Raw genomic sequence first — 13,206 nt, 5'->3', positions numbered from 1 at the left:
TCGGGCTTCGTAGCTTAGCTGAACGATACGAAATGCTTCGTCAAACTTGAAGGAACCGCCAAGTACGGTCCCGTACGCTTGGTGGTGTGAGAGGACGGGAGTTAGTCACTCCCTCCTACTCGATTTTGCCAAATTGACCTTGAATAAGAATTGAAAGGGGGGGATTCATGTAGAATAAATCATTTTTTTAGTAGATATAATCAATCATATCGAGTTAATTGACCGGAATTAAAAATTAAGGAACACAAAAAAATAAAACTAACAAGTATGGATGATGACTTGTATTAACCTACATACGTGAATTCGGAGATAAAAGTAATGGCTAATAAAGTAATAGTTGAAACTGGAAAGCAAGAAAGGTATTCAATGATTTTTGATGTGAGAAGAGACTCTCAAACTGGCAAGCTTCATATTAAGCAGAAGATGTTTAACTCTAGTGAAGAAGCTGATGCATTTCTCAAAGAACTTAGAAGTTCTATAGAAGATGTCTTTATGCATCTTAAATATCCAAGATAAGTAATTTAAGTAGTTTTTTATAATACAGAATAAGGCAGGATTGGACTGGAATTAATATTCATAAAATTTAGATTGCGAATGTAGTAAGCGTGTAAGTATTTTGGTAAAATCAGGTTATGTTGTATTATTTTGAGGGGATTGGAGTATTAAAAGTGAAAAATTCAGGATTTATTTCAGAAGCATATTTAAAGAAAGTTATAAAAAAAACTAGTGTAAAAGAACTGGAAGTATTATTAGAAACTATAAAATCTTGGTTCAATGACATAAAAGAAGAAGTACTAAACAATGTTAGTGAAGATGATATGTCATTTGGTGAGTACTTATATGACTTTATTGCTCCTATATTATCTTCACTTAACTTTACATATCAAAAATTGGACGATATTCATGAATTATTATTATTTTGTGATTCCAATAAGTCGCAAAAAGTTGCTACCCTTTATGCAATACGATTTGATAAAAATTTAAATACAGAAACAAAAGGATTGAATTACTCATTTAATGCCGTGCAATTAGCTAAGAGAAATAATATTAGGTGGGCATTCTTAACTAATGGGTTTAAATGGCGTATTTATGATACACATTCTAATTCACCTTATGAAAATTTTTTAGAAGTTAATCTTGAGCAAGTTTTATACAATAAGTTAGATAAAAAAGACATTAACGCACTACTGTTAACTAATTTTTTTCAAGGAAAAGTATTTTTTAAGGAAAAAGATCAAAGTTCTATAATAGAAAATCACTTTATCTCAAGTGAAAAAGAAGTAGAAAAGCAAGAAAAAACATTAAAGAATAAGATGGAGGAAGTTGTCAAGCATATCTGTTATGGATTTAAGGAATCAATAGGTAAGGATAATTTTACGAGTCAGGAAAAGAAAGATATTTTTGAAGATGCAATTGTTCTGTTATATAGGATTTTATTTATACATTATGCAGAATCAAGAGAGTTATTACCTTTTGACAATCCAATTTATAAAGATCAAAGTCTTACAACTTTAACTAATAATACTAGGGATTTTTTTAATAATGGCGAAATAACGAGTATTGCTCATGAAAGTACTTTGTGGAGAAAGTTTGACCGCTTGAGAAATTATGTAGATGAAGGATGGGAAGATATAAATATGTCCGCATATAATGGTGGACTTTTTGATAATTCTGAACGTCCAATCCTTAGAAATTATTCAATTAAAAATTCATATTTTAGCACTGTTTTATGTGAACTTTCTTATTTTAAAAAATCTGATAAATATACAGACAGAATAGAGTACAAAGATCTTTCAGTCAGAAACTTAGGTAGTTTATATGAAGGATTACTTGAATTTAACCTTTTTATTGCAAATGAGCAACTGGTACGAAGAAAAGATTCAAAAGGGAAAATTAATTTTATTGAAGTCTCTGAAACACAACTAAAAAGAAATGAACAATTAAATTTAATTGAACCAGGCGATATTTATTTAGCAAACGATGCGACTGAAAGAAAAAGTACAGGCAGTTATTATACCCCGGAAGATGTAGTGAATTATATTATTAAGAATACTATTGGAGAAAAACTTGAATCAATAGTAAGTGAATTTAATGACAATCTTAATAAATTTAATGAAAAATTGCTTATTACAGTTACAGAATCTGAAAAGAATGCTGTTCAGAAAGAAATTGATGTTTTTACTTTAAGTTTTATCAAAAAAAATATACTTTCATTATCTATTATTGATAGTTCAATGGGAAGTGGACATTTCTTAGTCAATTCAACCTACTATATTACAAATTGTATTATGGAATTAATTAATAGCACTACATGGGTGAATAGCGATATACCTGCGAATTACTCTTATTGGAAATCTATGGTGGTGAGTAACTGTATTTATGGAATTGATATTAATCCACTTGCAGTGCATCTAGGCAAGTTATCTTTATGGTTAATTTCAGCAGAGAAAAATAAACCTCTTTCGTTTATGGACCACCACTTAAAAACTGGTAACAGCCTAATGGGAATAAGTAAAAAACAAATAGAAAATAAAATAGAAGAATGGACAAATGATGAATATAACTTATTTACATCCTTGTATAACAATTCACTTAACTCAGCAATTGATAAGTATGAGCAACTACAAAGTTTACCTGAAGAGACAAAAGATGATGTGCATTATAAGAAGGAACTATATGAGAATATTTCATCAGAACTTGAAATAATGAAGAAAAAGTACGACTTGTTCTTATCGTACTTAATCAAGGATGGTGAAATTAATGAAGAAATCTATTTGGAAAAATTATCGCTAAATGATATTAAGTCCATATTTGAAGGTATTAATCAAGAAGATAACTTGAAAAAGTTATCAGATAAAAATAAATTTTTTCATTGGGAATTAGAGTATCCGCAAATAATGTCAAAAGGCGGATTCGACATAGTAATTGGTAATCCACCATATGTAGTCACGCAAGAAAAGAATTATAGATATTGTAATTATGAATCGGTATCTACCAGAAATTTATTTGCATACATGATGGAAAGGGGTATTAAACAATTAAGGCCGAATGGTAGTTTGGGTATGATTATTCCAATTTCATCTATTTCGGGTGAAACAATGATTCCATTACAAAATTACCTTCTCAATAAAATGAATAATTTGTTTATCAGTAGTTATTCAACCAGACCTTCGAAGCTTTTCCCAAAAGTCGAACAAAGATTATCCATTATTTTTGGAAATAAAAAAGAAAATGATAATAATCCTTGCACAGTTAATACTACTTCATATATGAAGTGGTTTTCGAACGAGAGGGATATTTTATTTTCAAAATTAGTAAATTACACACCTTGTTTTAAAGAGAATATCAAGAGTGGAATTATACCTAAAATTGGTAATGCGGCTGAGAATAGTATATTAGGGAAAGTACGAGCCAAAAAAACAACATTAGAAACATTGACCAATAGCAATGGTGAATATGAGTTGTTTTATCATGGGACACCGAGATACTGGATTAAGTCCATGAATTATTTACCGAGATTTTATAGTGAAAACTTAGGCGAAAAGAAATCGTCTGAATATAAAATAGTTAAATTTTCTAACGAATCTAAGATGAAAATATTCTCATGTGTATTAAATAGTGGATTATATTATTGGATGTGGAATGTTGTATCAGATTGTAGGCATTTAACTAAAAGGGATGTTTTGGATTTTTACTTTGATTGGAATTGTTTGTCAAACGGAGTGAGAGTTAATTTAGAACATTTATTTAATCAGTTGATGCTAAATTATAAAGCAAATAAAGAAGAACTAACTATGAATTTAGGTGGAAAAAATGGACAAGTAACAATTGAGACGGTTAATCATAAAGCATCGAAACCCATTATAGACATGATAGACAAAGAGTTAGCTGCTTATTATGGTTTTAGTGATAAAGAATTGACCTTCATTCAAAATTTTGATTTCCGATTCAGAATGAAAGATAAAGGAGAATTAGATGGATAGACCAAGATTAATTATATCTGAAGGGTATAATCTACACCTAGAAATTGTTTCTGAAATCCTTGAATTTACTATTAAAAATGAAAAGAAATCATATACAAGAAAAGAGATTTCAGAAGAAATTGGCTACGGAGAAAGAATGGTTAAGTCAGTTATGAACTTTGGAATTGCAATGGGGATAATAAAGAAAAGAACATATACACCTACAAAGTTAGGTGAAATTATCCATAGATACGATCCATTTATAACAGACCCAGGTACTCTCTGGGTTCTGCATTATGTATCATCTTCCAACCCGCAATTATTAATTTGGAATAAGCTTTTCAATTCAATACTTTACAAGTCACAAGATGGTGAATTATCAACTTTAATAAATCAATTCGATGAAATTTCTGAGTTTGTTTCAGAAAACACTTTGAAGAAAAATTTACGCGGTGAATTGAGTAGTGTTTTAAATGCATATTGTGAACAGGAATTCCGGAAAGTAGGAATTATATCTAAAGATGATAATGAGTATTTTTGGTATAAGAATCAGCCAATAAATGAAATGATTTTTCTTTCATTGATTTATTGGTATAAGGAAATGTTTCATGCAAATATTTCGACAATAGATATTGATTTTCTATTAAAAGAGAAGAATAGTCCAGGAAGAATTTGTTTATTCGAATTATCCTATATGAGAAAAATACTAGAAAAGTTAGGTAATAATAAACTGATTACTTTAGAAACTAGAGCAGATCTAGACCAGGTTCGATTTAGAGACAATTTTAATTTTTATAATGTACTAGAATTGTACTATGGAGGTCAACATGCATAATAGGATTGATCTTGGAAAATTTATTGAAGATCAGAGCAATGAGCGTTACAAATCATTTATTGTTTTAGCTAACATTTTAACTTTTACTGAAGACATAAAAGAGAAAATAATAGATTCTGTAGAAGGGAACCACCTTGATTTAATTCAAATTTTTAAATCAAATAGAGAGTTGTCAAAAAATATTGATGTATTTGACGTAGATAATCTTAAAAGCTTATTAAATCAATCTGACAATAATTCTGAAATAATATTTGTTACAGGTCTAGATATGATTTGGAATATCTGGACTGATTTTGAAAAGAATCGATTTGTAAAAATGATAGAAAAAGATACAATTTCTAGTCCATTTTCAAATAAGTTATATTGTTTCTTTATGATAAAGGATCAATATATTTCTCAGATAGAGCTATTAAATACATATGGAAAGTCTAGAGTGGTACCAATTGATAAGTTTATTATTAGGGGGACTATTTAATGACAAATAAAATAGCTGAACTTATAGAAATAAAAAGTGCTTATTCAACTCAAGTGAATTTACGTGAAGAATACTCTGATGATTCTGTAAACATAGAAAGAATGGAACGTTATATGCCAATTAGATCTCATAGGGATGCATTTGAGAAAATTGCTAATGGATTGATTCAAAAAGATAATAAAAGGTTTTACTTACTAACAGGTAGTTACGGAACTGGTAAATCACATTTATGCCTAATGGCAGCAAATTACTTATCAACACCTTCAAACACACCAGAAATAGAAGCATTCTTTAACAACTTCAAATCAATGGCTGAAGAAGATAAAGAAAATACAAGCAATTTAGAAAGGCTTAAAAGTGTAAGAAAGAACAAAAAATTCCTAGTTTGTATTTGTGATTATGATAGCAATGATTCTTTTATGGAAATTATTCTTAAATCAATCTTATCTGCATTAACAAGAGAAGGTATTGATTCAAGAAAAGTTGAAAGCCCATATAAGGAAGCAATTCGTAAAATAAAAGAATGGTCTGATTATTCTGATCAGAGCTTTTTTAATCGCTTTAAAGACCAATTATCATCAAAATTACCAGGAACTACAGTTAACCAATTTATCATGAGTATAGAAAAAAATCTAGATACTGGAATGTTAGAAGTCTTTAAAGAAATACATAAAAATATTACTACGGTTGACTTTGTTTTTGATAAAAATAATTTAGTTGATATAGTTAAAGAAATAACTAGTAGTAACTATTTTAATGAGAACTTCAGTGGTATAGCAATCATTTTTGATGAGTTTGATTATGTACTAAAGAGTAAAAGGTTTGATTTACATATTTTCCAATCTTTTGGTGAGTACTGCGCAAAATCTTTCCTAAATAATGCTCCTGTAATAATGTTAGCTACAGGCCATAGATCATTTGTAAGTTATAAGAATCACTATAATGATGAAGATTTTAGTGTGGTTAGTAATAGGGTAGAGGAAATATCTTTGTTAACTGAAGGATTCGAGGATATAATAGCAGCAATTGTCCTTCCTAAGAAAGACTCGCTATTATGGAATGAATATATTACTCCAAATAGACAAATTTTTGATACATTAACACATTCTTGTATTGAATATGGTATTTTTGAGCATCTCAAAGGTTCACCAAGAAAACTAAGGAAAAAAATTGTTGAAAATATTTATCCTATGCATCCTATGGCGACATATGTATTATTAGAGATTTCTAAGCAGATTGGATCAAATAACAGATCTGTTTTTACATTTTTCACACAACATAGACAAAAAGGGTCATATAATTGGTTTATTGACAATTTTGATATTGTTAATGAGAACAACAATTTGAATTTTTATACAGTTGATTTTGTACTTGATTACTTTGGAGATTTGATAAGTTCGGATAATAAAGAATTAACCGATACCGTTAAAAATTTTATTAGGAATTATGAGTCTTCTTTAAGAGAATGGAAAAAAGTAAATCTAAAAAATAAAGATTTAAAAGATGATCTATTTAATGAAAACGAAAAATTGGTTGAAAAAATATTAAAGACCTTAGTTTTATTTAATATCTCTAATATTGTTACCAATGAAGAAAATATCCTTTTCGGCTTAAATGCAAATGCATTTGAAGATCAAAAAAGAAAGATAAAATCATTGTTAAATTACTTAGTTAAAAACCAGGTCCTATATTACAATCGACAAACTACAACTTACGAATTTCGTAAAAGCGATATTATCGATGTAAATTCAATAATTGAGGATTATGTAAGTAAAGAAGAGAATTTTAATATCAATGTCACTGAGGAACTTTATTCACTTGGCAAGGTTAGAGAATATCAAGAGCTTTACAAGGCTTTTAAGGAGGAGTTTCTTGAGGGGAAATCCTACAATCGTCAATGGAATGAAGACAAACGATTTCTAAGAAAGTTCGTTACTATAAATGATATTGAGAGCTCTAAGTTTTATCATAATTTAGCAGATAATTTTAATAAGGAAACTTATGAAGGTTTAGCAATTATTTGCATATGTGAAACAAAGGATGAATGTGAAAGAGCAAAAGAAATAGCGAAAACAAATAAGAACCTTAGGATTATAGTTGGAGTTCCGTCCCATCCTCTTCCGATAAAAGAGAATATGGTAAGGTATCTTGGTACAAAAACTAGCTTCGATTATGATCAATTATCAGAACAAGAAAAAACATATGTAAAGGATAAAAGAAATTCTATTGTGGAAGATATTACTTCTACAATTAAACAATATTCTAGTGATTCAAATCTGAATTGGTTTGGTAGTGAAGGTCTAATATTAGGCACTGATACAAGGTATGAAAATCAACCTGTGAGCTTAACTTTAGAGAGAATCTACGATGGTAAGAGAACTCGAATAAAACAATCGGATATAAACAAGGTGCACTCTAATGAAAAAACAGCATTAAAAAGTGTTAAAGATGCAGTAAATCGATTGCTAAATATGGATGCCCAAATATCTTGGGATACACAAAAATCCGAAGATACTGCGGATATTAGATATTTTAAAAAAGTATTGCATGCCGGGAATGTATTAAATGTTATTGAAAGCAATGAAACTATTAATATTGGGAAAATAAATAAAGATAAGCAAAAGTTTGAAGAAAACATCCCGGTTCTAAGTAGGCTATTTGAGGAAATTGATGATAACCATAGAGGTGTTTCAGTTAAAGAACTTATAGATATTTGTGATGAGTATGGAGCAGGAGAAGTGGCAAAGAGCCTTTATATATCAATCATTATCAGGTATTTTTCAGGCTCATTATTTGTGAAAAAGTCTTCAAATGGTGATTTTTTAAGTTTAAAAAACTATGAGGATTTTCACGATGTTTTTATTACTAAAAATTATAGTAATGCAATTGTTGAAATAATTGAATTTACAGATGACGAAATAAATCTAATCAACAACATATACGGAGTTTTTGAAAATATTACATTAAACGAGAACATAACTGTTGAAAAATGTTTTAATGTATTAAGAAATTGGTATGAAAGTTTGCCAGCAGTTTGCAAGGTTAAAAATTACTATGATAATGAACAAGAACAAAAATTAATTGATGTCTTTTCAACAATGAATTCTGTACCTCCGCAAACATTTATACTAGTAAAGTTACAAACAATAATTGGCTCGGACGAGAGTAATATGATAGATAGTCCTATCTCAGAGGAGATAGTGAACATTCTTCAATTGGCAAAGTTAACTATGCCAAAAACAATTTTAAAAGTAAAAGAAATAATTTACCAAAATGTATTAATTCTTTTTGAAAACACTGATGTCCCAACTTTTAAGGACAAAGATTTAGAGGAAGCTTTAGTAAATTGGTTTGAATCCCTAACTGAAGTTCAGAAAGATATTTCAAATCCAAAGCATAATAGTGAATCTAGAGAGTTAGTATCAATATTAAGCAATGTTATTAGTGTTCAAAAAACTTTACTCGAAGATATTCCTACTGCATTTGATTTACAATGTGTTCATGAATGGAAAGTTGATAAATTACAAGATCTAATTGTAAAACTTAGATATGCTAAAAAACATACTGAAGAAAATGTTGTTGATGTAGAAGACCCAGATATAACATTTGATAGTAGTTGGTTGGAATCAATAGAAAATAATGAAAAGGTATATTACTTTAAAGAAGGAAGTTATCTAACTATTTCTGTTCCTAAATCTCATATCGTATTACAATGTACATTTGATGGATCAAATCCAAAGAATGTAACAGGTGCTATGAAAATTAAAGATTCTTTAGATTATTTTCCCGATTTTGATCAAGTAACGCTTAAAGTTGTGAGTAAAGATCATGAAAACAGATATGGGAATGTAAGAATATATAAACTTAGAGCAAGCAAATTGAAATTTGCAGCTCAAAAGAAAGTAAAAGAACAGCAATTAGGTTATAGTTTTGATAATGAATTAACAAGTGATTTACAAGTACAAGAAGATTATATATATATACCTGGTATTCCTCATGACGATGCTTCATTAGAATTATGCATTGGAAGTGTAATTGATATTGCAAAGAAAGAACATGGAGTAGATGATCGGGAAATCTTTAAAGTTCTAAATAGAATAATTAAAAGGATGCAAGATAGTAGTGAATAAAATTAAAATATGGTTTGATCCATCACTAATTTCTGATGAAAAAGCAGTAAAAATCTATAGAAGCATTGAAGAGTATCCAGAATTATATGAAAGGGTAAAGAATTCTGTTTTGGATAACGAAGAAAGCGAGTTTATTATCCAAAATGTTCAAATGTTAAATTGGGTCAAAGGTCTTAATAGCTTTGACCCGGGTGATTTTATTACTGTTGAGGAAATATCACTAAGGGGATTATTGGAACAAAACTGGGGAAATATAAAAATTCCTGAATATATGTCTGAAAAAGATTTAAAGTTTGTATTAGAGGAAGTACCACAACCTAAAGTAGTGTGTGACTTTGAAAATATTATTATCAGCCATTACTTAGGAGTATATTTTGATGAAAATGTATTTATTGATGACATTAAAGTATGGATAAATCAATTTCCCTACAATGAATTTGAACAAATAGTTAAGAAAAGTCTTTTTTATAAGGTATGGATTCGAAAAAAGAGTGAGCTTTTAGCTAATAGTAATAAAGGTATTCACAATTTGATTAGTTTATTTTTTGACAACCCTAAAAAGTTTAGAACCTTGATTATCTCTTATCAGTTATTAAAATCTTACTCACTTCAATTAAAAAAGAGATTCTGCGGAGATTATATAGAGTCATTAAATTCCTTAGTAGAGTCAGAAATAATAAAAATAGATATTAACAGTGATGAATTACTTGAAATTAAAAATGCAATTGCAATTGAATTAAATTCAATGCTAACTAATTGTGAAGAAAAATTAGATATCCTAAGTGTTATTAGTTGTACCAGCGGAAGATTAGAGAAAGAATTTTATATAATTATAAATTTCTTGAAAGTAAATAGTTTATTGAATGTAGAGGAAGTAAGAGAACAAGTTTACGTAAAGTATAGAGAACTATTAAGTAAGAATTTAGTACTAATGAATAATTTTGAACAATTAAAAAGACCGAAATATCCAATAAATCCAGAGAAAATAGATGACTTTTCAACGTTAATAAAATGGGCTAAGGATGAATATCTCCCATATAGAACTTGGCTTAATAAACAAAATATAATTGATAAAGATATAGAACAATACTCTATTCAATATTCAGATTACTTTTACAAAAATTATATAGACATTATGTTTTCATACCCTTATGTAATGTGGAAGATGATTCCTAATATAAAAGTTGAAATAGATAAACAAAACTTTACAATTCTATTAGTAATTGACAACCTTAACCACAACTATTTTGATTACTTGATTTCTTTATTTAATGAAGAAGACATTTCAATAATAGAATCAAAAGATTATGTTGCAATGGCACCCACTGAGACAAAATTTTCTAAAACTGCGCTGTTCTCTTCAAACTATGAGTATGAAAACAAGGAACAAAATTACAGAAACATATTTAATAAGAAAATGAAAAGTTATTTCCTTACAAAGAAGTTTCATTATACAACCGAGATAAGTACTATAGATAACTTAGATGATACAGTCAATTTTTTAGTAATAAATTTTGGGGAAATTGACGAATACCTTCATAAAGATCAGGGTAGGATGGCAAGGAGCAGAGATGAAAAAATAAAAGATGAATTAAGGGCTTTCTTCATGAGAGTATGGAGAGTTATTGAAAATAAACCTGATGCTGACATATATATTACCTCTGATCATGGTTCGTTAAAGGTTTCTCAAGAACATGAGTTGCTGGTTGACCAAGACTTGTTAGAGGGTAAGTACATTGAAAAGTCAGAAAGAGTAATGACTGTTACAGAACGTGAACTGCAAAAATCAAGAGAATTGTTTGAGAAAGAAGGATATATATTAAGAAAGGATTTCTTTAGTTTAGATACTCACTACGTAGTTGCTAAAGGGGATAGTAGTTTTAAGCCAATTAAAGGTGAGTATTATGTTCATGGAGGACTTTCCCCAGAAGAAACAATTGTTCCATTTATTCATCTTAAAAAATCCAATTTAAAATTGATAAAACCAACAATTCTAATAGAAGAAAATCAATATAGATATAATGTGAAGACTAAACTAATCTTATCAATAGAAAATCCCAACGATGTTCCCTTAATTAATTTATCTATAAATCTTGATAGTGATATTGTAGCTGTTACGGATATGAAAAAACAAGTAAATCTATTAAAAGAATTAAGTAAAGTAACAATAGAATTTGATGAAGTTAGAATTCTGAATAAGAATAGGCAAAATAATGAGTTAATAGTGCATCTTGAATATTCTGTTTATGGAAAACATTTTAATTATGAATACCGTATCCCAATAAAAGTAAATTCAATTCAAGAAAATACATTTGATTTTGATGATTTTGATTTTTAAGGGGGGAATAATACTCTAATGGAGTTTGAAAAGAAGGCTTTAGATATGTACGGGGAAGTAATTATTAACAAAAGTTTAGTACAAAAAGCTGGTTTTTCTGCCCGGTCAATCCCAACATATGTCGGAGAGTGGATTCTATTTAATTTTATTGAAGATGGCATATTAACAAACGAATCAAGAGTGAAAGTTTCTAACTTTATAGATAGATTTTTACCACAAAAGGGGGAAAAAGAAGAAGTTAAAAATCGTCTAATTAATATGGAACCTGTAAAATTACTAGATGATTATAGTGTTTCAATTAATTTACAAAGTGGGACAAGGTATTTAAGAATTCCTTTCTTAGATATAAATGATGCAATTGTTTCACAGAAAATTATTGAAGATAATAATCTTCTTCTTGGCAGTGGAGTATGGGGAGTAGGCGAATTATTTTATGTTCCTCCTGAAAATGAAAAAGATAAAGGTTCAGTCTTAATGAGAAATTTTAAGCCATTTCAAATTGGTGCCGTTGATATCGATTATTTTATCGAATGTCGAAAGCATTTTGGCTTAGATGAATGGTTGGATTTAATAATATCAAGTATGGGATTTAATCCTACAATTTATAGTTTAGAACAAAAGTTTGTATTAATAACAAGGATAGTCGCTTTTGTAGAACCCAGAATTAATCTAATTGAATTAGCACCTAAAGGAACTGGGAAATCGTTTGTATACGATAATTTTTCCAGATATGCAAGGGTGGTCCGTGGTGGGAAAATTACTCCTGCTGTCATGTTCTTTCATCATGTTAGAAATACCCCTGGTTTAATATCAAAATATGATACAGTAGTTCTTGATGAAATTCAAAGCATTCAAACTGATTCGGAATTATCAGCAGGATTAAAGACATATTTAGAAAGTGGTAAATTTAGTAGAGGAGATACCGAAGCTACCTCAGAAGCAGGTTTTGTAATGTTAGGTAATATACCTTTAGATAAAAATCGAAACCCTTTAAACTTAGATAAAGGGTTGTTGAAAGATTTCCCTAATTTTTTACAAGAGACAGCGTTTTTAGATAGATTACATGGTATAATCCCTGGATGGTATATGCCAAGGGTTACTAGTGAAACTCCTTCTCAAATGATGGGGTTTAAAGGGGATTTTCTCTCAGAAGTTTTACATGTTTTACGAGGAAGATCTGACTTTTCGGATTACGTAGCTGGTAATATGAAATTGAAAAATTGTAAAGATTTAAGAGATACTAAAGCAATTCAAAGGTTAGCTACTGGATTCTTAAAAATCTTATTTCCAGATATATCACTTACTAAAAAGGAATTTTTAGAATATTGTTTGAAGCCAGCAATTGAGCTACGGCAACGAGTTAGGGATGAATTACATAAGATGGATCCAGAATATAAGAAAATTAAGATAGGTTATGAGGAAGATTATTATAATAATGATTAAACTGAAAGAAACTTTTATAAACT

7 protein-coding genes are annotated in these 13,206 nt (G+C 29.0%); all 7 read left to right on the top strand.

Annotated features, from left to right (window positions below; translation table 11 throughout):
- Positions 1–318: 318 nt before the first annotated feature.
- The 7 genes from ACFFGV_RS20160 (at position 319) to brxL (ending at position 13,183) form a co-directional block, all read left to right on the top strand.
- A complete protein-coding gene (locus ACFFGV_RS20160; RefSeq protein WP_377351734.1) occupies positions 319–516 on the top strand; it encodes a hypothetical protein in 198 nt (65 codons plus the stop codon).
- A gap of 152 nt (positions 517–668) precedes the next feature.
- Positions 669–3,983, top strand: coding sequence for an Eco57I restriction-modification methylase domain-containing protein (locus tag ACFFGV_RS20155; RefSeq protein WP_377351732.1), 3,315 nt, complete (start codon positions 669–671; stop codon positions 3,981–3,983).
- Positions 3,976–4,797, top strand: a complete 822-nt coding sequence (locus tag ACFFGV_RS20150) for a DUF4007 family protein (protein WP_377351730.1) — start codon at positions 3,976–3,978, stop codon at positions 4,795–4,797. The genes ACFFGV_RS20155 and ACFFGV_RS20150 overlap by 8 nt, the downstream gene beginning before the upstream one ends.
- Positions 4,790–5,272 carry a hypothetical protein gene (locus tag ACFFGV_RS20145; RefSeq protein WP_377351728.1) on the top strand — a complete coding sequence of 161 codons (483 nt, stop codon included), beginning with the start codon at positions 4,790–4,792 and terminating at the stop codon, positions 5,270–5,272. The genes ACFFGV_RS20150 and ACFFGV_RS20145 overlap by 8 nt, the downstream gene beginning before the upstream one ends.
- The gene (locus ACFFGV_RS20140; RefSeq protein WP_377351726.1) at positions 5,272–9,402 is read left to right on the top strand and encodes a hypothetical protein; all 4,131 of its coding nucleotides are present in this window, start codon (positions 5,272–5,274) and stop codon (positions 9,400–9,402) included. Before ACFFGV_RS20145 ends, ACFFGV_RS20140 begins: the two co-directional genes overlap by 1 nt.
- Complete coding sequence (locus ACFFGV_RS20135; protein ID WP_377351724.1) at positions 9,395–11,740, top strand: PglZ domain-containing protein; 2,346 nt, start codon at positions 9,395–9,397, stop codon at positions 11,738–11,740. The genes ACFFGV_RS20140 and ACFFGV_RS20135 overlap by 8 nt, the downstream gene beginning before the upstream one ends.
- An 18-nt stretch (positions 11,741–11,758) precedes the next feature.
- Entirely contained in the window at positions 11,759–13,183 is a 1,425-nt protein-coding gene (gene brxL / locus ACFFGV_RS20130; protein ID WP_377351722.1) for a BREX system Lon protease-like protein BrxL, read from the top strand.
- Positions 13,184–13,206 lie beyond the last annotated feature (23 nt).

This window comes from Pontibacillus salicampi (assembly GCF_042434395.1).
Classification (GTDB): domain Bacteria; phylum Bacillota; class Bacilli; order Bacillales; family BH030062; genus Pontibacillus; species Pontibacillus salicampi.
This window is presented reverse-complemented; position numbering and strand designations above follow the sequence as displayed.

Excerpts from the sequence above, each read along its gene's own strand:
- ACFFGV_RS20160 (WP_377351734.1), top strand. The coding sequence starts at position 319 with ATGGCTAATAAAGTAATAGTTGAAACTGGAAAGCAAGAAAGGTATTCA.
- ACFFGV_RS20150 (WP_377351730.1), top strand. The coding sequence starts at position 3,976 with ATGGATAGACCAAGATTAATTATATCTGAAGGGTATAATCTACACCTA.
- ACFFGV_RS20145 (WP_377351728.1), top strand. The coding sequence starts at position 4,790 with ATGCATAATAGGATTGATCTTGGAAAATTTATTGAAGATCAGAGCAAT.
- ACFFGV_RS20140 (WP_377351726.1), top strand. The coding sequence starts at position 5,272 with ATGACAAATAAAATAGCTGAACTTATAGAAATAAAAAGTGCTTATTCA.
- brxL (WP_377351722.1), top strand. The coding sequence starts at position 11,759 with ATGGAGTTTGAAAAGAAGGCTTTAGATATGTACGGGGAAGTAATTATT.